We start from the raw sequence: 25,396 nt of genomic DNA on the forward strand, positions 1-25,396 counted from the left end.
GGCATTTTTCTGACACCAACAAAGAATTGGCAAAGAAATCTTCATGTATTTAACTTTCGTTTGCATTTAACCAGCGTTACATCAAGCAAATGTGTGCGCACACATTATAATATAAATGCGAGTCAGACGAACCAGGCAACACATACATCTACGCTCCAGCATGCGCTGTGCATCGATGCGCGGCTTTTGTTGAAACCAACAACAAGCAGTTGCGGCACCTGGCTGGCACGAATTTTCAAAAAAACGGCAACCAGACCCGCCGGGCATGCTCCAAGGTTGCCTATGCAGGCTTACCTTGGGCTTCGCCATGCTGCGGGCATCCTGCCGGCCGACCACAGAGCCAAACCACTTTGACATATAACGACCGGCATGGGCCAAAGACACGGCGGGATGCAGGCATAAGAAGCCGTGGGGCGCGATGCAGGCCGTATAGCGTGGCGAAACGGCACATAACGCCGCGCCATACGCGCCCTCTTGCAAGCCGAAATGGCATATAGGGCAACCCCGCTGACAGACAATGACTTACAGACACGCGCCGCTGCCCTGCAAACATCACCCGGATTTTACGCCACAATGCGGCCAAACAACATTTAAACGCCTCGGCCACGGCTTGCCGCGGCGGCCGGAGGCAGAAGCCCAACCACTGCCGCAAGGGCGCCATCAGCCGGGCACGCATGGCCCGGGCTTGGGCCAAGGGAACATTAAGCACCACATCATACAGATGCGCCAACAACCGCCGGCATATAAGTAGCTGTTCAAAATTAACCAAAACACATCACCAACCGGCACCACCCCAATCGCGGGCGTACCCGCGTTATGTCGACACAAAGCATTGCCACATGGATAAAAATGACTATCTTTGCAAAATATATCAAACGGACATTACATAACAACATATTTACTAATGAAGAAAACTACCATTTCCAGAGCCATCGCAGCCATTGCGGTGGCCATGAACACAGCTCCTTCGGCGGCACAGATACCGGCCGGATATTACGATAACCTGAAAGGGAAAAGCGGGGCTGAGCTTAAGAATGCCGTGCACGAAACAATAAAAGACGCCAACGTGCTCGACTACGGCAAGGGCAAGGGCCACACTTGGGAGGGATTCTACACCACCGACCGCACAGCCGACAACCAAGTGATTGACAGATACAGCAACGACACGAGGTACTTCGGCTCAAAGGGAAGCTCGGTGGGCGGCATGAACATAGAGCACTCGTTTCCGAAAAGCTGGTGGGGAGGCTCAGAAAACCAAGCCTACAAAGACCTTTACAACCTGATGCCGAGCGAGCAGAAAATAAACTCGGCCAAATCGAACTACCCGATGGGCGAGGTAAGCAAGGCCACAACAGACAACGGATGCACAAAGGTGGGAACCGGCAGCAAAGGCTACAAGCTATGGGAACCGGCAGACAAATGGAAAGGTGACTTTGCCCGGGCCTACATGTACATGGCCACCACTTACCAGAACTTCACTTGGAAGGGCACGCAAGCCTTGCAGATACTTCAAAAGGGCGACTACCCCACGCTGCAGCCATGGGCATACAAACTGTATATAAGCTGGGCCAAGACCGACGCCCCCGACGAGACGGAGACATCGCGCAACGAGGCCGTAAGCCGCATACAGGGCAACCGCAACCCCTTTGTAGACTTCCCTAACCTGATGGAATACATCTGGGGCGACAGCACCGACTATGCCTTCGACCCCGGGACGACGCTGTGCACATCGGAATATACACCCGGCGGCGAAGCATCGGAACAAGGCACCATTTACATCGCCATATTCACAGACGGCACAGGCGGATGCACAATAAGCAACAAGGAGGTGCCACAAGACGGCTTCGAGGTTTGGAGGCTTGACAACAAATACGGCTGGAAGGGCACAGCCTTCGCAAACAACACCAACAATGCAGCCGACGCATCGGTGGTGACACCCGAACTGGACCTGACCGGATATGCCACCGCCACGCTCACATTCAGCCATGCTGCCAACTTCTTCGCTTCGCCGGCCGACGCTCTGGCGGTCGAGGTCATCTGCGACGGAGTGGCCACGCCGCTCAACGGCATCAACTGGCCGCGAGGCAACAGCTGGACATTCAACGAGTCGGGCGACATAAGCCTCAACGCCTTCGCCGGCAAGAAGATAAAGATTGCATTCCACTATACCAGCACCAGCCAAGAGGCCGGCACTTGGGAGATAAAGTCGATGACGGTAAGCGGCGAAAGACTGCCAAGCGACATATCGGCGCCATCAACCGGAAAGGCGGCTTTCGACCCGTCGGAACCATACGAGACATACACCATCGACGGCAGGAAAACAACAAATGCCGACCATGACGGCGTGACAATAATACGCCAAGGCGGAAACACATGGAAAGTGGCACCCCGCAAATAAACATCATGCAGGCTGACAGCCTTGCACCACACACACATTGAACGTGGATTACCGCTTGCCGCGCCGTGCGTTATGCACGGCGCGGCAAGTATTTTCCAGGGGCAGGCAATAAGGGAGGAGAGACGGAAACGCCCACGCCGGCAACCATGTCCCAACCGGCAACAAGACCGCACTGTGCCCGTCAAGCCGCCTGGCCCCATGCAACCCATAGGCCAACAGGCCCACCGAGGTACCTTGCGCCGACGCAAACAGCCGCCCATCAGGCAATGACGGCAAGCAACACGAACGGCAACAACATGCGATTGTTGCCCGACAATGGCCCCAAAATGGAAGAAACAGACAAAGCGACTGTTTTTATCGTTATGTGGAACACAGGGGTTTGACATATATTATATATATTTGCAGGCATAAACAAAGATATTTGGCAGCGGCATTGAAAACTTCCGCAGCATAGATACAGAACCATATCATTCACTTAATAAAAAGAAAAAGCTATGCAACAAATTCATTACTCATTTCTACAAGGCTTTATGCTTGCCGCCCTGGCCTTGCCAGCCCATGGCCAGCAAGCCCCGGTGAGCCCACAGACGCTGCCAGTCAAACACAAGTTGACCGCCGCCCCCAAAGTGATAATCTCAACGATTCCCGATGTGATACGCACACCGGAAGGCCAGAGGCACGACAACTGCATCAGGGCCGCACACGGTTTTTATGACAGCTACTACGACCTGAACGAATACGACAACACGGAGGCCGTGGGCAGCTATGTGACCGGGAGCGACGGAACGGTGTACATGCTCAACCCCATATCGTATATGGTGAGCAACACTTACATGAAGCTTGACCCGTACAACGGCGACACGCTGGTGGCACGCCTGCCACAAATCGTGGTGGCAGAAAGCTACGGCAACAGTTTTGTGGCAAAGATGAAGCAGAACGGCCAGGACAACTGGACGCTTAACGCAGACCAAAACATGTACTTCGTGCTGCGCAACGACACGCTGAAAGCCCTCGACGACACACGAGAGACGCCGCTGGGCTTCATCGACGAGTCGGAGTCTTGGTACGCCGTTGAATACGGCCACGTCTTTACCAAGAACCCCTACATAGCCGTGACTGTGCCTGAAGGGGCCCGCGACCAGAAGTACTCGCTCAACAGGCGCCTCGTGGTAAGCGCACGCCTCACCGACGACGCCCTGTTCATCAACGACCCGTCGACACCCGGACTATGGATGAAAGGCACCAAGGATGCAGAGGGCAACTACCACTTTGCAGCCAAAGAGTATATGGGAGTGAACGAGAGGTTCATTTCGCACCAGTTCCAGATGCCCGCCTGCTACGTGGTCAAGAGCGATGAATACGGCAATTACAACGACTACACCTACATGGACGAACTGGTGATGCGCCCTTCCGGCACCGACGGCATGCTGACAAGCGTAGGCAACGTGTCGCTGCTGAGCAGCCTGTCAACCACCAAGATAAACCCCGTTGGCATCATAGACAACCCGGTACTGATACCATACAATGAAGTAGCAGCCGAACCGGTGGCACCCAAGATAGAGAAAGTGGGTAGGTACATCGAGGATTACGGTGCAGAGATAATATTCACAATGGAGTTGGAGAGCACCGACGGCAAGTTTATCGACCCCGACAAGCTGTTCTATGAAGTATATGTAGACGACAACACCGAGCCCATACGGTTTGTGCCGGAGGAAGAGGGCGGCCCGTACCACCGCCTGGACTCTGCGATGACGCAGGTGCCCTATGCTTACTCCGACAACAACTACGACTTCATCTTCAATTACGGACAAGTGAAATTCTACATCTATGACTCCGAGATGCAGAAGGTTGGCATACGCACCGTGTACAAAGGTGGCGGCGAGGAGCATGCCTCTCCCATCGTATGGCAACCGACACCGGCCTCCATTGCCGGCGTTGGGGCCGACAGCCAAACGCGCACCGAATACACGACACTTTCCGGCATGCGCGTAGAGAAGCCCGCGAAAGGCATTAACATAAGGAAGGTGACAGACGCCAATGGCAATGTCAAGGTAGAGAAAATATTGGTGAAATAGTCCATTCGACAGAATGACGCATCACCGCTCAACCAAGTGTAAATAACCATAGATTCATTTTCAGACGATCAAGTAGCTGTTGAAAATTAACGGAAACCAAACCAATTTAGATGGTTATCTAATCTTTTCCATCATATTGCACGCTCTTCCGCGTTGTTTTCCAACGCCTCATCGGTCGTATAGCCCGCTACACTTCCACCTCGAACGTTGAAAAACATGCACGGAACTGCGCACAATCTGATGACAATAAATTTTAAACAGCAACTTATGAGCAGACGCAAAGATAGCCGCCCGGGTTCCGGACGGCTATCTTTATTTTACGACCCGCCATTGAATTGGCCATCTTCCGGTTCGGGTCAAAAACGGTTCAGCTCGTTTTTACCTGCCCCTTGGCCGCGATACCTGTCGCGCGTGGCGTTGAAAGTATATTGCAGGGTGAGCATGAAAGTGCGGTTGCTGATTGTGTTGAACCTCTGTATGGTGACGTCTTTGCTCATCATGGTCACGTCGCGGTTGCTTTTGTTGAATATGTCATTGGCCTCAAGGGTAAGGCTGAAACGGTTGTTGAAAAACGCCTTGTACAGCTTTGCGTTGAGATATGACGACTGCTCCTGATACGTGTTGTCGTCGTTGCCGGCGCTCATCCATTGCATGTCTACATTCATCCAGATGTCATAAGGCAAGTGGATGGCATTCTGCAATTGCACAAGGGCGACAGGCTTGCCCATGCTCTTGCGTGCGTCTGAATAGTCGATGGTGAGCCACTGCTTCATTATCCCCACGTTTACCCTCGGCTGCCATATACCGGCCTTGAACTGCCCGCCTACAAAAGCCTGCAGCCCCTGGACCTCAGGAAGATTGTCTTTCGTAACGAGCTTCACCTCGCCATCATCGCCATAAGGGCGTGCAATGTACATTATCGGGTCTTTTTTATAGGTATATGCAACCTGGGCGAAGAACTGGCGCCATGCTCCCATCAGCTCCAGCGAATGTATTTTCTCGTGCTTCAGAAACGGGTTGCCGCCCTCAAGGGTAAACCGGTTGATATAGTCTACCGTGCCGTCAAGGTCTTCATATCCTGGCCGTTGCGTCTTGTGTGTGTAGCTCAGCGACAGTTGCACATCCTTAATCGCCGCAGACAGCGACAACGAAGGGAAAAGATTGTTGTAACTGCGGCTTTGGTCTTCTTTCTTCCGGCCGTTTTCCAGATAATCGAAATTCACATGCTCATATCGCAAACCCACGCTGACATTGAGCTTGCCGAAAGACTGCCCTATCTCAAAAAAGCCGGCAATGTTGTTCTCATCCACCCTCGACGCGGAGCCGCCGACAATAGATGCGTCAGTGATGTAGTCTGACGAAAAGCGCGACGATGTGTATTCCTCGCCTATCTCTATGCCTCCTCTCCAGAACGGATAGCTGAAAACAAGGCGCTCGGCAAACAGCCTGCTCCTGTTGGAACCGCTGGAGCAGACCACAGCATTGTCATGGTTGGCGCTTGTCTCGTCGTTCCACATGTCGGTATTGTTCTTGCGCCACATGTAGTCCACGTTGAAATCCACTCCAAGTTTGCCCACTTCGCCATTGTAATAGACATTTGCATGGTGCTTGGGCAGGGAGTTGGTATTGGTGCGCTCGACAATTGTCAGGTTGTCATAAAGCACGCCGTCGGCAAACATCTGGCTTACGCCATTGTTGACAGCCTTTTGTTTCATGAGGCCATTGGAGTAATAAGCCCCTATTGAATGGTTTTCGTTGAACAGGTATGAAAAGCCCGCCTTGCCGAAAAACTCATTGGTACGCATGCTTCCTTCCTGCGCAATTACCTGGTTCCACAGCACAGACGACTGTGTGAGCATTTCCACTTTGTTGCCGCCTTCAAACTTGCCGCCGATATAGCCGAAGTTGCCAAACACCTCAAGTCCGCCCGTACGGTATTTGAAGTTGGCATGGTCGACGGTACGAAAATACTTTTGCACGACGCCCTGCGCGCGTATGTTGCCGCTGAATCCGTCGCCCTGCGGTCGCTTGGTCTTGATGCGGATTACCGACTTTACCGTAGCGCCATACCTTGCACCCGGGTTTGTTATCACCTCAATATTCTTGATGTCTGCCGAACTCAGCTGCGAAAGCTGCGTGATGTCCATAACCTCGCGCCCGTTGATGTATATGGCCGGAGAGCCTTTTCCAAACACCTCGAAGTTTCCGTCGCGCCCAAGCACCATCGGAACTTGCGCAAGGACATCGTTTGCCGTGCCTGCATGTTCAAGCTGCGAGCCTACCACATTGGTCACAAGGGCGTCGCCCTTGACTGTGGTCAGAGGGCGTTTTGACTTCACCACCACTTCACCCAGCATCACATCCTTTGCCTTCATGGTTATCACGCCCAAGTTGCCTGTAGCCGGAATGCCTATGGTCTGGTCTGCGTAACCTACAGAAGACAACCTTATTGATTTGGCGTCAACATGCTCTTCGCCGAACAGGAACGTTCCCGTTCCGTCAGTGACAGTGCCCGTTATGTATGTAGAGTCTGCCTTCTGCAATACAACATTGACAAACTCCATGGGCAAATTGCTTTCGTCTACCACCTTGCCTGTGATGCTTTGAGCCATGGCCTCGACCGACGCCAAGGCCATAATAACCGCATAGAATATGGCTTTCATATAGTTGATTTTATGATTTCCTGCTGCAAAGACAATGCAAACGAGCTCGATGTGAGCTTGCCCACTGATTGCCGAATGCAGCTTTTCTTATGCAAAGTTACGGTCTTTTTGTATTTTTAACCGTACCCAAAAGTGTACAAATGGGCATCGGAACATAAAAATACCCTTGTGGGTATGGTGCCGTGCAGGGGATAGACATACCTCCGCAAGGTAAAACCATCTCCAAAGACTTTACCTTTGCGGCAACTCAGAGTAGCTTGCTGTTCGTGGCCGCCACTATGGCTTCGGAGACATTGCGCACATTGAGCTTCACAAATATGCGCTGGCGGTATTTCTTGACCGTATCGGGAGAAAGACATATCCTGTCTGCAATCTCGGCCATGGTATATCCCTGGATTGAAAGCATAAGCACCGACTTCTCCCCGTCGGTGAGCACAGGCATCCGCTTCTTTTTCCATTTGCGGGAAACGACACTATATTCATAGAAGTCGGATGTGCCTGCATGGTGCATCTCTATGTGCCCGGCATCCGCATGTGTAGCCGCCGTCACTACGCACAACGCCAGCCATATACGGCCATCGGAAGTGAGCTCAAGCGGCGTCATCTTATGGTTGACAAGCGTTTTCCGCCCGTTATCCAGAATGTGAAAGTCGTATGAGATATACCATTCCTTGCGTTCCTTGACCGGAATGCCCTCGTAGAAAGCGAAACCAGCCCTGTTGATGGTCAGCAACAGCGGCAGTTCGCCCTCCGGGGCATAATCCAGATAAAACCGATAGCCCAGCTCCCTGACACGCTCTTGCGACAGTCCGCACAGAAAAAATCGGTTTGGCGACACATACAGGAAATCCCGTTTGAAATAGTCAATGATATATACACTTTGACAAGATGTCCGCGAAAGAGCATCCACTGCGCTGATATACAAATCCGCCCGGCCGTAATCAAGCTCCCCGGAGAGCTTTACCTCGTTGTCGGGTATGAAAAATTCGTCCGGCCTATTCATCTTATTATGCAGCTTGTGCCAGCCATCCCGATTCTTATCCGATGCCCCAATTGAAGTCGGCAACCTCTTGAACACATCGGGAATTTACCGAAATCGGTCTTGACCAGCTTGGTCATGATTGTTGATTGAATGACGATTAATTATCGTTTTCAAGCACAAATATATCAATAATAAGTTGAATTATAGCAACTGAAGCACACTTATTTTCTACCGAAAAGCCACATTGGCAAGGCGTCAGACACTTTGCCTGCCTACAAAACGAATAAAACAAAAGGCTACGACAAGACATGCCGCCGCCACACTCATGCCCCCCGGAAAACACACTGCGGGCCGCCCACAGTGCAGAGCAGAAGCCATCGGCTTCGCGCCCCACCCGGTTGGCGGCCCGCAGACATATCGGTACAGACAAATATCACTCCGTCTCGGGAGCCTGCCCTATAAGGTCCATGAACTGGTCGAGTTTCGGTGTGATGATAATCTGCGTGCGGCGGTTGCGCTGCTTGCCCACCTCTGTGTCATTAGACGTCACAGGGTTGTATTCGCCACGGCCTCCGGCAGTGAGCCTCTTCGGGTCGACGCCATACTGGTTTTGCAGTGCCTGTACCACGCTCGAAGCCCTGAGGCACGACAAGTCCCAGTTGTTGCGGATGTTCTTCATCGACGCAGCCGATGCGTTCACGGGCACATTGTCGGTATTTCCCTCTATGAGCACGTCATAGTCCTTGTAGTCCTTAATGATCTTGGCAATCTTGCTGAGCGTCTCTGCAGCCCTGTCGTTGATTTCATAGCTGCCGCTCTTGTAGAGCATGTTGTCGGCCAGCGAGATGTAAACCACGCCCTTGAGCACCTGCACGTCTACCTCCTTGAGCTCCTCCTTGCTCAGCGAGCGGGTCAGGTTGTTGGTAAGCACAAGGTTGAGCGAGTCGCTCTTGCTCTTCACCTCTACGAGATGGCGGATATACTGGTTCGACTCGTTGATCTGGTCAACCAGCTTCTCGATGCTGATGTTGTTCTGCCCGGCGTTGGCAAGACTCTTGTCGAGCGAGCCCTGCAGCGCTGCATAGTCTTTTTTCTGCTGTGCCAGTTGGTCTTCCAGGCTCGTCATGCGGGCTGTGCTGGCAGCCAGTTGCTCCTTGGCGTTCTGGTAGTTCTTGGCCATGTCGCGGAAATTCTCCGACAGTTTCTGGTTTTCCTCCTGACAGTTTTCCAACGACTTCTTGCTCACGCAGCTGCTCATAAGCACACAGCCGGCAATCACTGAAAACATTACTAAATTTTTCTTCATATTCTTTCTGTTTAATTGATATTCCGTGCAAAGTTATCTATATGACACATAACGCCGCCGAAAGTGACATCGGGTTAAGTTATTTTAACCCATATCGGCCGTCTTTGATGTTATTTCAGAAAAAAAACCTGCGCAGATGGCCATCTATCAAGACCATCTGCGCAGGCTGTTCCACTTGTGCCCTCGGACTCTGCCCCACCCCGTGAGCCATAATCCCCAAGCCCAATCAGCTCAATACTGGAATATCATGCGTACCTTAGCGATTGTCTTGGAATGCTTGATTTTCCAGGTTCCATACAGCTGACGAACGCCTTGTGGCAACAGATTCATGTCGCGCAGCCTGCCAAGCAGCAACTCCAATGGTTTACCCGGATGCGTCTGGTCATCCTTTAACAGGCCTTTGCGATCCAACTCTCGATTGGCTTCGATCGCGTCTATCTCCAATCTTCCCGTGCTAAGCATGTAATCATCCAGATCACTGAATATAGCACCTACGTTGAAGCTAAGATAATTAGTCATAAGCCCTGTATTTTAAGAATTAATGAATGGATGAATTAGTCTCTCTTTCAATCACAAAGATAGTAAATTTAGGAATACATTGTTACCAAAAGGAGCATTATTTGCATCAAATTAACACTATTAAAGCAGCGTAAACAAAAATCAATGAGACGCGCCTTAAAAACGGCACAAACAGCCCCGTATGTGCAACCCCCAACCGGCATGCAGGCAGCACGGGCGACACCGCTGCGGCACGGGCTGCCCGCCGGAAAGCCGACGGGCCGGATGCGACCCCACAGCGGTGGGCCCCGGCGCAACGGCCTGTGCGGCAACACCTTGCAAGGGCCACGCCGGCACCGCCAGCCGGGGTCACTCCCTTGGCCACAACCAAGCCACTCGGGCCACGCCAGGCGGCTGTGCTACAACAGGCCACAGCCGCGACACACACATCGCTGTCCGCCGCCACAGCCCCAACAGCGGCAGGCAAGCCGCCACCGCAGTTGCCGAAAGACAGCATTCAGGCATAAGTAGCTGCTCAAAATTAACCTATACAATAGCCCTTGCAGGTGTCTTCCATTATCTTTGCCACCATCTTGTGTGCTATTTGACGGCAATTGATTGTGAACACCTACTTAAAAATGGTGAAAATAATAGTCACATGGGGCTTCGGATTCAGAAATTTTAATTACATTTGCATCAACAACGGGCGGCCTCCGACCCCGACGCCGGCACGGCCTCGGCATGCGCCGGCCGCCCGCGAGCCACATTACCACACAGCCATGAGAGTTCTTATAGTAAACACAAGCGAGAAGACGGGCGGTGCAGCCGTGGCTGCCAACCGCCTGATGGAAGCCCTGAAAAACAACGGGGTAAAGGCCAAGATGCTGGTGCGCGACAAGGAGACAGACCTGATAACCGTCGTGGCCACGCCACACCAGCTGCTCATGCAGTGGCGGTTTCTGTGGGAGCGCCTCGTCATATTCCTCCACACCCACTTCTCGCGCAAGCATCTCTTCGAGATAGACATAGCCAACGCCGGTGCCGACATAACCGGCCTGCGCGAGTTTAAGGAGGCCGATGTAATACACCTGCACTGGGTCAACCAGGGAATGCTGTCGCTGTCAGACATCAGGAAGATACTCGACAGCGGCAAGCCCGTGGTCTGGACCATGCACGACATGTGGCCCGCCACGGCCATTTGCCACCTCACGCTGGGCTGCCGCAAGTTTACCACAGGCTGCTCGGCGTGCCCCCTGCTGCCGGCCGGGCTGTTTGGCGACACAGCCCGCCACGTATGGCGCAAGAAGCAGCGGCTGCTCAAAGGCGGCGGCAGGCTTATCTTCGTGGCCTGCAGCAAGTGGCTGGCCTCGGAGGCCAGGCAGAGCAAGCTGCTCGAGGGCAAGAGCGTGGTGTCGATACCCAACCCAATAGACCGCCGCGTGTTCTGCCCGGGCGACAAGGCCGAGGCCCGCCGGATGCTCGGGCTGCCCGAAGGGCGCCGCCTCATGCTGTTTGTGGCCCAGCGGGTGTCGAGCGGCAACAAGGGCGCCGCCTACCTCATTGAAGCCTGCAGGCTGCTTTCCGAGCGCCACCCCGACATTGCCGCCAACATGGGCATAGTGATGCTGGGCGGCAGCGGCATCGAACTGGCATGTCAGTTTGCCATACCGGCCTATCCGCTGGGCTATGTGTCGGACACAGGGAGGATTGTGGCGGCCTACCGCGCCGCCGACCTGTTTGTCATGCCGTCGCTGTCTGAAAACCTGCCAAACACGATAATGGAAGCCATGGCCTGCGGTGTGCCGTGCGTGGGGTTCAACACCGGCGGCATACCCGAGATGATAGACCACAGGCGCAACGGGTATGTAGCTGCCTACAAAGACGCCGCCGACCTGGCGGCAGGCATACGCTGGGCCCTGGCCGACGCCGATGCCGAAGAGCTGGGGCGCAACGCCGTCCACAAGGTCTCGGTGTCTTACTCACAGCAAAGCGTGGCCATCAAGTACATAGAGGTGTACAACCAAGCCGTGGCTTACAAACGCTACAGCCTATGATCAAGTTCAGCATAGTGACAATAACGTTCAATGCCGAGGGCGCCTTGCCCCGAACCCTCGAGAGCGTGCTGCGCCAAGGCTACCCGGCAATAGAGCACCTGATTGTCGACGGGGCGTCGGCAGACGGCACGCTGGGCGTGGCCGAAGACTACAAGAGGCGCTCCGACAGCGCCGCCAACGGCCATGCCGTGGCCATAAGCTCAGAGCCCGACCGCGGACTTTACGACGCCATGAACAAAGGGCTGGCCCGGGCCACGGGCGACTACGTGTGCTTTCTCAACGCAGGCGACTACCTGCCCGCTACCGACACCATAGGGCTGCTGGCCCGCACCGCCGCGTCGGCCGTGGCCGCCGGGGGCGGACTGCCTGCCGTGATCTACGGCGACACAGACATAGTTGACGACGCAGGCCGCTACCTCGGCCCCCGCCGCCTGCGCCCTCCGCGCAACCTGTCGTGGCGTTCGTTCCGCCATGGCATGCTGGTGTGCCACCAAGCCTTCTACGCCCGCACCGACATTGCCCGCCGCACGCCCTACGACTTGAAGTACAAATACTCGGCCGACGTCGACTGGTGCATCAGGGTGATGAAAGAAGCCGCCCGCCAAAGGCTGCCGCTGGCCAACGCCCGCGCCACCATAGCCTGCTACACGCAGGAGGGGCAGACCACGCTCCACCACCGCGAGTCGCTGCGCGAGCGCTTCAGCGTGATGGCCTGCCACTATGGGGTGGTCCCGACCACCATCATGCACGCTTGGTTTGTGGTGAGGGAGCTGCTGCGCCGACTCCGACCCCGCGCCGGCCGACAGCGCCGCTGAGAGGGCGCGGCCGGCTGCCGCCCGTGGCCCCGGGGCGCAGGGCGGCCACAGCGTCAGCGGCCAACGAAGTCGGCCACCACCCGCGTATACTCCACGGGGTGGTCGGCATACGACATGGCATGGGCCGAACCGCGCCCTATCCACAGCCGCTTGGGCCCCGGCTTGGCCGCATAGAGGCTGTAGACCATCTCTGTGGGCACAAACCTGTCGGCATCGCCATGGATGAAGAGCATGGGCCTGCGGCACCTTGTCACCTGGGCCAGGGGCGACGCCTCGCCGAAACGCCACCCGTTGACGGCGCCGCACAGCGCGCTCGTGGTATACATCAGCGGAAACGGCGGCAGGCCGAACTGCTCGCGCAGCTGGCAGGCAAACTCATCCCAAACCGAAGTGTAGCCGCAGTCTTCGACAAAGCACTTTATGTAAGCCGGCAATGGCTCGCCCGACATGCACATGACCGTGGCTGCACCCATCGACACACCGTGCACAACGACCCTCGACTCATGGCCCGCCACGCGGAACATGCGCTCGGCCACCTCAGCCCAACGCATCACGTCGAACCTGTCGTTCCAGCCCATGCCTATGCTCCCGCCGTCGCTCAGCCCGTGGGCATGCAGGTCGGGAAGCAGTATGTTGTACCCCAGGTCGCGGTGGTACATGCGCCCCAGGTACAGAAACTTGACAGCGCAATCCTTGTAGCCGTGCACTATGACGGCCGTGCGGCCGCATGCCGAGTCGGCCCGGAGCCACAGGGCATGGTGCCGCTCGCCACCGGGCATTGCCACAAACGTGTCGCGCAGCAGTCCGCAGCGGCGCAGGCTGTCGGCCCACGGCCTCATGTCGGGCATCCGGCTGTACAGTTGGGCGTAGGCGCTGTCGGTGTCGGCGCGGTTCGGGTCGGGGTCGAGCGAATAGCCGAGCATATAGAAGCTGCCGCCCGCAAGGGCCAGCACGACAATGGCCGCCAGCGCGGCGGCCGCCATCACAATCCGTCTTTTCATATCATTGAGCTTTGTTTTACATTGTTACAATGGCAGGCCGAGGGCCCCCACGGCCTGCACGGCACAGCGCGCGGCATGGCGCCCGGAACAAGCCGGCACTGCCCATACACACATTCCGGGCATTGGCAACCCAAAATATCGGGCAACCACAGTGGCAACAGCAGCGACAGCCGTAGCAGCCGCCTTCCCTGGACAGCCCGTTCAGACCACAAATTTACTGCAAAAAATCGGAAAGGCAATGACGGCAGGCCAAATCTTTCCGATGTCTACATGGCCAGCGGCCCGAAAAATATGCTTAACTTTGCAGCCATGAACACAAAAACTATGATCATGGCGGCACTGATGGCCGCCCCCGCGCCTGCCCTCGCCGGGGGCATAGGCGGCGAAACGACAGACGACGTGCTGCAACTCACGCCATGGGCGGCAGTGATAGCCCTCAAGGCAAGCGGCATAGACAGCCGCCACGAGTGGCCCAGGCTGGCAGCAACGGCAGCGGCGTCGATGGCCGTTTCGGCAGGGGTGGCCTACACCCTGAAGCACACCGTCAGCGAGCAGCGCCCCGACGGCAGCGACGACCATTCGTTTCCGTCGGGCCACGCCACCATCGCCTTCGCCGGCGCCACCGTGCTGCACAAGGAGTTTGGCAAGGTTTCGCCGTGGATAAGCGTGGCGGGGTATTCCGTGGCCACGCTGACGGCGGCCGACAGGGTGATGCGCGACCGCCACCACTGGTACGACGTGGCCGCCGGGGCCGCCATAGGCATACTGTCGACAGAGCTGTGCTACTTTGTGGGCGGCAAGTTGCTGAAAGACAAGGGTGTGGCCGTGGCTTTCAACGGGCGCGGGTTTGACGTGGCCATAAACATAAGGTGAACGGGCGGCGGGGCAAGCCTGCAGCCGTCGCCAGCGGGCGGAAAGGCCGCATGCGCCCCGGGCCCATACACCGCACAGCCCGTTTCGAGCTGCCAAGCGGCCCTTTTCGCGCTGCCATACAGCCCGTTTTGCGCCTCCATTCGGCATCAACGGCAACACTCTGGTATACAAGTTGTTACACCAACCGACCGGCACCATTGAAACACGGCGCGGCAGAGCAAGTGGCCAACAGCCCCCAACGGATAAAAAACATGCGAAAAAGCAGTGAAGTTTTGTTGGTTTTCCACATTTTATTATTAACTTTACGCCACCAATAACATCAAAGACAACCGAAACCAATGAAGCTTACATTCAACATTGACTACCTGACCGCATACGGCGAGGCACTGGTGCTCAACATCATCAGTGGCGAAGCCACCGCAAAGGCAGAGCGCCACCCCATGGAAACGCTCGACGGACGAAGCTGGACGTGCAGCCTGTCGAGGACGGTGAAGCCTGCAACATACATAGACTATTACTACAGTGTGGAACGGCGAGGCAGCGAGGCCAGGCGCGAATGGGACGCCATGCCCCACCGCCTGGAGTTTGCCAACTCGCGCAGCGCGTGCCACGTGATGTACGACAAGTGGATTGACATGCCCTCCGACGCCCTGCTCTACAGCTCGGCCTTCACCGAGTGCGTTGCAAGGCGCAAGCGTGAGCTGAGCGCCGTGGCCGACTTCGGCAAGATGATACGCCTGAAAGTGCGGGCCCCGCAACTGCGCGCGGGCCAGAGGCTGGCCCTGGCCGGCAGCGGCCCATACCTTGGCAACTGGCTCAAACCGGCGGGGCTGCGCATGGCCGAGCACACGCCCAACGAGTGGGTGGTGAGCCTCGACGCATCGAAGATAGACCGCCCGTTCATGGAGTTTAAGTTTGTCATCGCAGGCAACGACAACGACAATATAATAATGTGGGAAGACGGCGCCAACCGCACGGTCACGCTGCCCGACATGAAGGCCGGCGACGTGGTGACCTACGAGCTGCTGCAGGCCGAGTTCGGCATAAGCCTGTGGCGCGGGGCCGGCACGGTGGTGCCGGTGTTTGCGCTGCGCTCCGGCGGAAGCTACGGCGTTGGCGACTTCGGCGACCTGAAAGCCATGGTGCGCTGGGCAGCGTCGACAGCACAGCACGCGCTGCAGGTGCTGCCCGTCAACGACACCACGGCCACCCACACATGGCGCGACTCCTACCCGTACAGCGCCATCAGCACATACGCCCTGCACCCGCAATACACCGACCTGAGGCAGCTGGCGCCGCTCAAGGACGCCAAACGCCGGGAGCACTACGAAAGGCTGCGCCAAGAACTCAACGCGCTGCCACAGGTGGACTACGAAAGGGTGAATGCAGCCAAGACCGGATACCTGCGCGAACTGTTCGCGCAAGAGTGGCAGGCGGTGAGCCGAAGGGTTACTTACAAGCGGTTTTTCGAGGCCAACAGGCAGTGGCTCGTGCCGTATGCCGCCTTCTGCCACTACCGCGACAAGCACGGCACACCCGACTTCAGCCGCTGGACAGGCCACGAAAGGCCCGACGACGGCGAGCTGAAGGCCATGGCCAACCCGCAGACAAAGCTATACAAGGAGGTGGCTTTCTGGTATTACGTGCAGTACAACCTTGACATGCAGATGCGCGAGGTGCACGAACTGGCACGCGACATGAAGGTGATACTCAAGGGCGACATACCCATCGGGGTGAGCCGCACGAGCGTTGAGACATGGACGCAGCCCCGCTATTTCAACCTAGACGGGCAGGCCGGCGCCCCGCCCGACGCCTTCTCGGCCAACGGGCAGAACTGGGGCTTCCCCACATACAACTGGAACGAAATGATGGCCGACGGCTGCCTATGGTGGACGCAGCGCCTGGGGAAGATGGCCGAATACTTCGACGCATACCGCATAGACCACATTCTGGGCTTCTTCCGAATATGGGAGATACCGGCAGATGCCGTCCACGGACTGCTGGGCCAGTTTGTGCCTGCACTCGGCATGACCCGCGAGGAGATTGCTGCCTACGGACTGCAGGCCGACACCGGCCGGCTGACAAAGCCCTACATCACCGACAGCGTGATCGAGGCGCTATTCGGCGAAAGGGCCGACGAGGTGCGCTCCACCTATGTATGCCCCCTGGACGACGGCTACGCCATGAGGCCCGAATACGACACGCAGCGCAAGGTGGAGGCCGCCTTCGGCGAAAAACCATCGGAAGCCGACACCCGCCTGCGCGACGGCCTGTATGCGCTGATAAGCAATGTGCTCTTCGTGGCCGACCGCACCGACGCCAACAAGCTGCACCCGCGCATAGCCGCACAGACCGACATGGCCTACGCTGCGCTCAGCGACAGAGACAAGACGGCGTTCAACCGCCTCTACGACGATTACTTCTACCGCCGCCACAACCAGTTCTGGTACAACGAGGCCATGCGCAAACTGCCGCTGCTGGGCCGCGCCACGCGCATGCTGATGTGCGCCGAAGACCTGGGCATGGTGCCCGAATGCGTGCCGTGGGTGATGAACAGGCTGAACATCCTGAGCCTGGAAATCCAGACCATGCCCAAAGAGAGCGGCACCCGCTTCGCCCATCTGTCGCACTACCCTTACCTGTCGGTGTGCACCATGTCCACCCACGACACACCCACGATGCGGGCATGGTGGGACGAGGACCACGAGCGAGCCCAAGACTACTTCACAACGATGCTGCACCACGACGGAACGGCCCCCCACCCGATGCCGGGATGGCTCGCCAAGGACATCGTTGAGCGCCAGCTGATGAGCCCCTCGGCACTGTGCATACTCACGCTGCAAGACTGGCTGGCCACCGACGAGAAGCTGAGGCTGGCCGATGCCGGCGCCGAACGCATAAACATTCCGGCCAACCCGCACCACTACTGGCGCTACCGCATGCACCTGGACATAGAAGACATGGCGCAAGACCAGCAGTTCAACGCTTCGCTCAGGGCGCTGATAGACGGAAGCGGCAGGCGGCAGGAAGGCTGAACGCCCCGGCGAGGGCACGCAAGCCAAGCGGGGCACCCGACAAACACAGGGGGCTTAAACGTACAGGGAGTTATGGAGTTAGAGGACAATGGCATTATTCAAGGAATTGTTTTAGGAGTTAAGGAGTTAGGAAGTTAAGAAGTTAAGACAATTGTTGGGGTTTATTTGGGAGGCGGGAGACAGGAGTACAGACAATAGTTATGGAAACATGGGAGCTCTGGCAGCATGGGGAAAGTGTTGCAGGAAGATAGCCAAATACTATTGTCTTAACTTCTTAACTTCCTAACTCCTTAACTCCTAAAAAGCCCAATAGATTTATCCAGTGAGCAGGCCAAACGCGGCAGACATGGCCGCGCCACAATGCACAGCGCCCGCCATCAACCCAACAGGGGTGACGGCGGGCGCTGACGCGCTACGCCTCGGATGCCGGTGCTATGAGGCAGCCCCGCCTCCGGCGCGGCAAAAGGCTATTTCTTGAAATCAAACTTATTGAAAATGATGGTGTCACGCCCCGACTCCAGCCTCCTGTTTGTAAAGTTGAAGTAGGTGAACGTGGTGTCCATGTCCTCTCGGGCCTGCGGCGTGACCAGGTAGGAGGCCGAGCGCGTGGTGCGGTATTCGCCGTCGGCGTCGGCTTTCAGTATGCCCTGGCTCTCGCGGTTTGTAGCCCACGCCAGCATCATGGCGCTGCCATTTGAATACAATGTGTAAATGCCCGAGGTCAGGTCGACGGCAAAGTCATACTCGTTTTGGCTCATCACGGGGCTCTGCTTCGACGCGAAGCGGGCTGCAAGGCCGTATGTCTGCTCCTTGCCGCTGGGCATCACCACCGTCTTCTGCCACTCCTGGCCGTCCATAGTGTCTTCAACCTCCTTGCCTTCGGCGTCGATGTATGTAACAAGCACGTCGGCCACCTCGCGCACATTGGGGTCGGCCAACTTCATGTTATACTGCATCCTGTAGCCCGTGACCACCTTCTCTGTATAGTCAATGCCATCGCCGGTGGGCGGATCGTCGTTGCCGCATGAGGCCACCCCCGACGCCAAAGCCAGCGTGGCTGCGGCCAACAGCACATAACCATTCCTTATCATCATATCAATCTGTTGTTTGTTATCTCGGCTGCAAAGTTACTCCAAATTATCACACCAACCAACCCGAAATGCCGGTTTTATAATATCATAAGCCTTTTTTCCGGAATTTATTGCAATATAAACATATTTTTTTAGCCTTCTGTTGCTTCCGCCCGCCTTTTGTATTAACTTTGCCAAAGATAAGCGGCACTCGGGATATGGCAAGACGGCTTGCTTTACTCTCGCTCGCACTATCGCTGGCAAAAAGCTATGACGCCCACACAAGAATACCTCAGAGAGCAGTTCGGCACATTCAACAATGCTTATTTCGGCGGAAAACTGCCAGAACCGGAGTTTGTCGTCAGCAACGCACGCACCATCCTGGGGCAGTTTTGCTGCAGAAGCAGGCGTTCGGCAATACTGAGACGGCAGAAATTAGACCATTTCACCATCAAGGTGACAAAATACTACGACTTGCCCGAACGTGAATACCAGAACGTGCTGCTGCACGAGATGATTCACTACTACATTGCATACCAGCGCATAAAAGACACGTCGGCCCACGGGCAGGTGTTCAGGGCCATGATGAACGAGCTGAACTCCCGCCACGGCTGGAACATAAAGGTGAGGGTTGACACACGCCAATGGGCCGCCAACGACAAGCGGAAAGGCAAAAGGCGGCTCGTGCTCGCATTCAGGACGCACGACGGCAAGCACTACCTGGCCGTGATCAACGGCAGGTATTTCGACGCAATCGAAAAGCAGGTGAAGCGGTGCAACGCCATTCTCTCGCACCAATGGCTTGCTTCCGACGATGAGTTCTTCAGCAAATTCCCCGTCTCGCGCACACTCAGGGCCATGAAGGTGAGCCCCGAGACGTTTGCCGAAAAGACGTCGGCGACGCCCAAGGCCGACAGCGCCACCGGCACGGCAATCCATGATTGACAGACAAGACACAGCCGCACGACGCGGCAACACACAATCACCCAAAGGAAAAACACAACGAAAGACACAACAGCAGCTGCCCACAAACGGCCAAGGCCGGCCCGCCACGAGGCGACACGCCCATGCGGCGAGGCCGGCACATGCCTGAAACACAACGCCATGCACATATTTGTAATCAATCGTACGAAAGTGTAATGCCTCTCTCTTGCAAGCAAATTAACTTTGCGGCAAGAACAAACCAATAACCAACCTCGACATGAACATAAACAGATTATTACACCTTTTATGCCTCATTGCGGCAACGGCGGCACAGGTGACGACAACCGCAACGGCACAGAACGCCACCCCACGTAGCCAGATGGAAAGGCTCGGGCGCGGCACGGTGGCCATACACCACGACGGGGGCAACTTTGTCGGCTGGCGACTGCTCGGCGACGAGGGCGAAAACGTAACGTTCGACGTAATCAGAGACGGGCAGACAATAGCGCGCGACGTTTACGCCACCAATTACAACGATGCCGGCGGCGAGGCCGGAGCTGTCTACGAGATTGTGAAAAAGACCGGCGGCGAGGCCGGAGAGACATCAGAGCCGGCCACAGCATGGGGCAAGGAGTACAAGACTATGAGGCTTGAGCGCCCGCAGGGAGGCAGTTTCCATTACGCCGAAAACGACAGTACGGACTGCTACGCCTACTATGCGCAGGAGGGAAGCGTGGCCGACGTCGACGGAGATGGCAAGTATGAACTGCTCGTAAAGTGGGCCCCGTCGAATGCCAAGGACAATTCCGCCAGCGGGTTTACCGGCAACGTCTACTACGACTGCTACCACATAGAGCCCGGAACGGCCGACGAGCCTGCCCCGCAACGCTTGTGGCGCATTGACTTGGGCAAAAACATAAGGGCCGGTTCGCACTATTCGCAACCGATGTTTTTCGACTTCGACGGCGACGGCAGGGCCGAACTGATATGCAAGACCGGCCCCGGCACCACCGACGGCACGGGCCGCTACGTGACCGAGGCAGCCGACGACGAGGGCATAAGGGCCACCGACAACCTGGCAGACTACCGCAACGCCAGCGGCCACATACTCGACGGGCCGGAGTTCCTGACCGTTTTCGACGGACAGAGCGGGCGGGCCGTGCACACAATATGGTACAACCCTAACCGCGGCTTCACCTGCGGGCGCACGAGCGGATATGGTGCCTGGGGCGACGATTACGGCAACCGGGGCGAGCGTTTCCTGGCTTGCGTGGCCTATCTCGACGGTGCCGACAAGAACCCGAGCGCCGTGATGTGCCGCGGATACTACACCCAGGCATACTTGTGGGCCGTGGATTTCGACGGCATGAAGCTGCGGCAGAAATGGCTCCACGCCTCGCGCTCGAAGCAAAGGGTGGAGGTAAGCGATGCCAACGACAACAAAAGCATCTACAACTACAGCTCAAACACATCGGGCACAGGCGACAGCTACACTGCCTACGGACAAGGGTGCCACAGCATTGCGGTTGGCGATGTCGACGGCGACGGCTGCGACGAGATAATGTACGGGGCCGCGGCAATAGACAACGACGGCCGGCTGCTATACTCAACCGGCCTCGGCCATGGCGACGCCCACCACCTGGGAGTGTTCATGCCCGACCGACAAGGGCTGCAGTTCATGATGCCCCATGAAGACACACCATACGGATGGCACGTGCGCGACGCCGCCACGGGTGAACTGCTGATACGCCACAGCTCGGCTGGCGACAACGGACGGGGCATGGCTGCCGTCATATCGCCGCAACACAGGGGCGGACTGTTCTGGTCGGCGGCCAACTACGACGTCTACGACATCAACGACCAAGTGGTGGCTTCGGGCGAGGAAGCACGCCCGGCATATTGCTTCCGCATATTCTGGGATGGCGATGCATACGACGAACTGCTCGACGGAGTAAACATAACGAAGTGGAACAACGGACGCAGCACGCGCATTTACCAAGCCCCCAACCACTCGATGAAGAACGGGACAAAGGCATACCCGCTGCTGGCGGCCGACCTTTTCGGCGACTGGAGGGAGGAGGTGGTATGGTGCTGCGCCACCGACTCGGCCACCATCAACATCGCATCGACAACAACCGAGACGGCCCTGAGGGTGCCAACGCTGATGCACGACCACGTGTACCGCATGAGTGTGGCATGGCAAAACGTGGCTTACAACCAACCGCCCCACCTGGGCTACTACCTGCCCGACTCGGTGGCAGCCGGAATCATTGCCGTCGATGGCCTGAAAGAACAGACTGTAGAACTGGGCAACGCTATGAAAGCAGTGACTTGCAGGCTCAAGAACTGCACCGGGGCCATGCCATTCCAAACGTTCCTCAACGGCAAACGCATAAGCTCTTTTTCCGTTCCTGAAGGCTTCAGCTACGAACAAGACAGCAAGACAAGGCTGTTCACACTCAACGGAACGCCGCAGAAAGCCGGGCTGTATGAGTTTGCCATACGCACTACGGGCAGCTTCGACGGAACAAACATCACCGACACCATACGCATAAACGTAACCCAAGCCGACGCCATCGATGCCGCATGGCAGGACGAAGGCCACGGCGACCGAGGGCAGACATACACCATCGGCGGACAGCCGGCGACGGACCTGAGGCCGGGCAATGTGTATATCATAAGGAAAAACGGCAAATACTTAAAGACTACAACCAAATAAACACATGACGAAAATGGACAGAAACATCTTGGGCATGGTGCTCCTGATGGCCTCGACTACGGCCTCGGCGCAAGTGACCCTGCCCACAACAGAGAAGGCAACGTACACAAGGTCGCTGTCGGGGCAATGGGATTTCAAGTACATTGCAGGCAGCTCTGCCGGCAGCGACTCGCTGTTCTTCATGCCGGAATACGACACCGGCGCGTGGAAAACCATCAAAGTGCCGGGCAACTGGGAGCTGCAGGGGTTTGCAGGCATGACCTACGGCAAGAAAGTAAGGGCCGGACTGGGGCTGTACAGGCGCACCATCGACATACCGGCCGAGTGGGACGGGCGCGGCATATACCTGTGCCTCGAAGGCGTCAACTTCGGATATACGCTCTATGTCGACGGGCATGAGGCCGGCTCTTTCAACAGTTCGTACAACCGGCAGACGTTTGACATCACCCGGTTTGCACAACCCGGCCACACACATACGCTGGCAGTGAGGGTAGACACCCGCCCAAGGGGCTTTGAGTTTGACACAAACGACGACTGGTCGCTGTCGGGCATATCGCGCGACGTGCTGCTCTTCGCCCTGCCAAAGGTACACATCGACGACATAACCATACACACGTCGATGGACGGCCGGGTGGACATCGAGGCACTGGTTGCCGGAAAAGGCAAGAAAGGCAAGACCGTGATTGAAGGCGAAATAACCGATGCCGAAGGCAACAGGGTGGCTTCGCTGGCGTCAGCCGCCACCACCTCTGCCCGCCACAGGGCTGCAGCCGGTGTGCCGCAACCGCACCTGTGGACGGCCGAGACGCCCTATCTGTACACCGTGAGCCTGAGGCTGAAGCTCAACGGGCAGACGGTGCAAACCTACAACGGCAAGGTCGGGATACGCGAAATAGCCTGGGACGGAGGCATTTACCGCATCAACGGCCGCCCGGTGAAGTTTCACGGGGCCACACACCACGACCTTTCGCCCGTCAACGGGCGCAGCATCACCGACGAGGAGATGAAGCGCGACCTGCAGATGATGAAGGATGCCAACATGAACTTCCTGCGCACATCCCACTATCCGCCTGCCCCGAGACTGCTGGAGCTTTGCGACTCCATCGGCATGTACGTGATGTGCGAGGTTCCTTTCGGCTTCGGCGAAAGCAACCTGAAAGACTCTACATTCCTCGACGACCTGAAGAACAGGGCCCGCCTGACATTGCGACGCGACAAAAACCACCCCTCGGTAGTGGTATGGAGCGTTGGCAACGAGAACCCCGTGACCGACATAGGGCTCAAGACGGGGCTCTACGTGGCGTCGCTCGACAGCACAAGGCCATTCACATTCCCCATGACGCCCTCCGTCTACAAGGATTGGGCCGAGGGGCACAAGGCTTTCGACCGCGCCAACGGATTCAACAGCCGGAACACTCCATACATTGTCTCACCCCACTACCCTCGCCCGTCGGAAGTGGCGGCGTTCGCCAAGATGTACGACCGCCCCATGGTAGCCACCGAATATGCCCACGCTCTGGGCACCGACTTCGACCAGATGCAAGACATCTACGAGGTGATGGCCACGACACCGGGCATACTCGGCGGGTCGGTATGGGAGTTTTTCGACCAGGGAATACTCGTCGATACCGACAAGAAACCTACCCCCGGAAGCAAGTTTGCCGACTATGTGTGGCCCACGCCCGGCTCTTACTACGACACGTCGGGCAACCAGGGAACCGACGGCATGACGTATGCCGACAGGACACCGCAGACCGATTACTACCAGGCACGCAAGGTTTACTCGAACATCATCATACGCGAGGCTCCGCTGAGGGTGCTCAACAGGTTTGACTTCACCAACCTGTCGGACATCGACTTCGGCTGGCAACTGATGGGCGACGGCAAGGAGCTTGCCTCGGGTAAGCTCGATGTGGAATGCGCCCCCCACGACTCCACGCTGCTGTCGCTGTCGCCCCGGGTTCCGCAGCCGCTCTCGGCAAGCAAGTACTGGATAAGCATCACGGCCAAAGACAGGCAGGGGCGGCAGATATACGAGAAGTCGGTAAGGCTCCGCCCTGACGGTGCACCAGGCTTGGCCCAACGCATTGGCGGCAAGCCCGAAGGCCGCACAAAGGTGAAGAAGGGCGTGGTCACTGCGCCGGGATACACCTTCGACGGCAACACCCTGTCGCTCAAGAACGCCGACGGGGTGGAAATAATCAGTGACATGGCCTTGGCCCGCATAGGCCGCAAGCCCACACTGGCCTCAACGGCCACCCAGGCATCGAGGCGTTCGTCGAAGCTTCACAGCCTGTGGCCTGCCTACATGCCCGGCAAGACCGTCACCACCGTCGAGGCCAACAACCGCAAGGGGTGCACCGCCAGGGTGAGGTTTGACTGCGACTCCACGCGATACATCGACGGCACGGTGGCCATCGAGCACAAGCCCGGCGGCATCATAGGCTACACTTTCGACCTCACGGCCCATGGCAATGGCGAGACCGTCGAGGCGGGGGCCGCCCTGATGCTGCCCAAAGAGCTCACCAACATGCGCTACATGGGCAACGGCCCATACGCGGCCTACCCCGGACGCGACATGCTGAGCGAGTACGGACTGTGGAGCATCACCTCGGGCGACCTTTATTACCCGGGCAACAGGCAGCACGTTGACATAGCCCTGTTCACCGACGATGACGGCAACGGATTCGCCATTGTGGCCGACGACGCCGACATTGCCGTCGAAAACCACGACCGGGGCATCGTGGTGGGGATAAACACCCACGTGGCCTCGGCATACAACAAGTATGAATGGCCTGCCGGAATGACAGAGACCGACGGGCTGAGGATGAAGGGCAGCTTCGACATCATACCGCTGACAGGCCGGTGGAACGAGGCGATGAGGGCCATTTTCGGGCAGCCCGACGGTGAGATACCCACGTTCATGCCCTTCTACCACGCCTACGACCTGTGACGCTGCGGCCCGGCTTGGGCTGTGGCAGCC

The 25,396-nt window shown here is 57.1% G+C and carries 16 protein-coding genes; 10 read left to right on the forward strand and 6 right to left on the reverse strand.

Features of this window, described 5'->3' with window-relative positions:
- The 3 genes from M3089_RS10740 to M3089_RS10750 form a co-directional block, all read left to right on the forward strand.
- Nucleotides 1-354: hypothetical protein (locus tag M3089_RS10740; protein WP_249084059.1), on the forward strand; the 354-nt coding region annotated here is incomplete at its 5' end.
- A gap of 550 nt (nucleotides 355-904) precedes the next feature.
- Nucleotides 905-2,398, forward strand: a complete 1,494-nt coding sequence (locus tag M3089_RS10745; RefSeq protein ID WP_249084063.1) for an endonuclease — start codon at nucleotides 905-907, stop codon at nucleotides 2,396-2,398.
- Nucleotides 2,399-2,892: 494 nt separating this feature from the next.
- Complete coding sequence (locus M3089_RS10750) at nucleotides 2,893-4,473, forward strand: hypothetical protein (protein WP_249084064.1); 1,581 nt, start codon at nucleotides 2,893-2,895, stop codon at nucleotides 4,471-4,473.
- 356 nt (nucleotides 4,474-4,829) lie between these two features.
- On the opposite strand, the gene M3089_RS10755 is transcribed toward M3089_RS10750, so the two are convergent.
- The 4 genes from M3089_RS10755 to M3089_RS10770 all read right to left on the reverse strand — a co-directional run bounded on the left by M3089_RS10755 (nucleotide 4,830) and on the right by M3089_RS10770 (nucleotide 9,943).
- A complete protein-coding gene (locus M3089_RS10755) occupies nucleotides 4,830-7,136 on the reverse strand; it encodes an outer membrane beta-barrel family protein (protein WP_249084065.1) in 2,307 nt (768 codons plus the stop codon).
- Nucleotides 7,137-7,383: 247 nt separating this feature from the next.
- Nucleotides 7,384-8,139, reverse strand: coding sequence for a helix-turn-helix transcriptional regulator (locus tag M3089_RS10760; protein ID WP_249084066.1), 756 nt, complete (start codon nucleotides 8,137-8,139; stop codon nucleotides 7,384-7,386).
- A 412-nt stretch (nucleotides 8,140-8,551) separates the two neighbouring features.
- Complete coding sequence (locus tag M3089_RS10765; protein WP_249084067.1) at nucleotides 8,552-9,424, reverse strand: OmpA/MotB family protein; 873 nt, start codon at nucleotides 9,422-9,424, stop codon at nucleotides 8,552-8,554.
- Between the two features lie 231 nt (nucleotides 9,425-9,655).
- The gene (locus tag M3089_RS10770) at nucleotides 9,656-9,943 is read right to left on the reverse strand and encodes a hypothetical protein (protein ID WP_205107878.1); all 288 of its coding nucleotides are present in this window, start codon (nucleotides 9,941-9,943) and stop codon (nucleotides 9,656-9,658) included.
- Between the two features lie 758 nt (nucleotides 9,944-10,701).
- Between M3089_RS10770 and M3089_RS10775 the strand changes: the two genes are divergently transcribed.
- Together M3089_RS10775 and M3089_RS10780 are read left to right on the forward strand one after the other, a co-directional pair.
- Complete coding sequence (locus M3089_RS10775) at nucleotides 10,702-11,976, forward strand: glycosyltransferase family 4 protein (protein WP_249084068.1); 1,275 nt, start codon at nucleotides 10,702-10,704, stop codon at nucleotides 11,974-11,976.
- Nucleotides 11,973-12,791 carry a glycosyltransferase family 2 protein gene (locus tag M3089_RS10780; RefSeq protein ID WP_249084069.1) on the forward strand — a complete coding sequence of 273 codons (819 nt, stop codon included), beginning with the start codon at nucleotides 11,973-11,975 and terminating at the stop codon, nucleotides 12,789-12,791. The genes M3089_RS10775 and M3089_RS10780 overlap by 4 nt, the downstream gene beginning before the upstream one ends.
- 53 nt (nucleotides 12,792-12,844) lie before the next feature.
- Here the strand turns inward: M3089_RS10780 and M3089_RS10785 are convergent, their stop codons facing one another.
- The gene (locus M3089_RS10785; RefSeq protein WP_249084071.1) at nucleotides 12,845-13,792 is read right to left on the reverse strand and encodes an alpha/beta hydrolase; all 948 of its coding nucleotides are present in this window, start codon (nucleotides 13,790-13,792) and stop codon (nucleotides 12,845-12,847) included.
- A gap of 309 nt (nucleotides 13,793-14,101) precedes the next feature.
- Here M3089_RS10785 and M3089_RS10790 point away from each other — a divergent pair, with 309 nt between their 5' ends.
- Both M3089_RS10790 and M3089_RS10795 read left to right on the forward strand, forming a co-directional pair.
- Nucleotides 14,102-14,665 (forward strand): phosphatase PAP2 family protein, encoded by a 564-nt coding sequence (locus M3089_RS10790; RefSeq protein ID WP_205107886.1) that lies wholly within the window; start codon nucleotides 14,102-14,104, stop codon nucleotides 14,663-14,665.
- Between the two features lie 338 nt (nucleotides 14,666-15,003).
- On the forward strand, nucleotides 15,004-17,700 hold the full coding sequence (locus M3089_RS10795; RefSeq protein WP_205107888.1) for a 4-alpha-glucanotransferase: 2,697 nt from the start codon (nucleotides 15,004-15,006) through the stop codon (nucleotides 17,698-17,700).
- 467 nt (nucleotides 17,701-18,167) lie between these two features.
- On the opposite strand, the gene M3089_RS10800 is transcribed toward M3089_RS10795, so the two are convergent.
- A complete protein-coding gene (locus M3089_RS10800) occupies nucleotides 18,168-18,794 on the reverse strand; it encodes a hypothetical protein (RefSeq protein ID WP_249084072.1) in 627 nt (208 codons plus the stop codon).
- 246 nt (nucleotides 18,795-19,040) lie between these two features.
- On the opposite strand from M3089_RS10800, the gene M3089_RS10805 reads away from it, so the two are divergent.
- From M3089_RS10805 to M3089_RS10815, 3 genes are all read left to right on the forward strand, one after another.
- Complete coding sequence (locus M3089_RS10805; protein ID WP_205107893.1) at nucleotides 19,041-19,715, forward strand: SprT-like domain-containing protein; 675 nt, start codon at nucleotides 19,041-19,043, stop codon at nucleotides 19,713-19,715.
- A gap of 256 nt (nucleotides 19,716-19,971) precedes the next feature.
- Entirely contained in the window at nucleotides 19,972-22,413 is a 2,442-nt protein-coding gene (locus tag M3089_RS10810) for a rhamnogalacturonan lyase (protein ID WP_249084074.1), read from the forward strand.
- Nucleotides 22,414-22,426: 13 nt separating this feature from the next.
- Nucleotides 22,427-25,366, forward strand: coding sequence for a glycoside hydrolase family 2 TIM barrel-domain containing protein (locus M3089_RS10815; RefSeq protein ID WP_249084076.1), 2,940 nt, complete (start codon nucleotides 22,427-22,429; stop codon nucleotides 25,364-25,366).
- The last annotated feature ends 30 nt before the right edge of the window (nucleotides 25,367-25,396 follow it).

The organism is Marseilla massiliensis (assembly GCF_023336985.1).
Lineage (GTDB): Bacteria > Bacteroidota > Bacteroidia > Bacteroidales > Bacteroidaceae > Prevotella > Prevotella intestinigallinarum.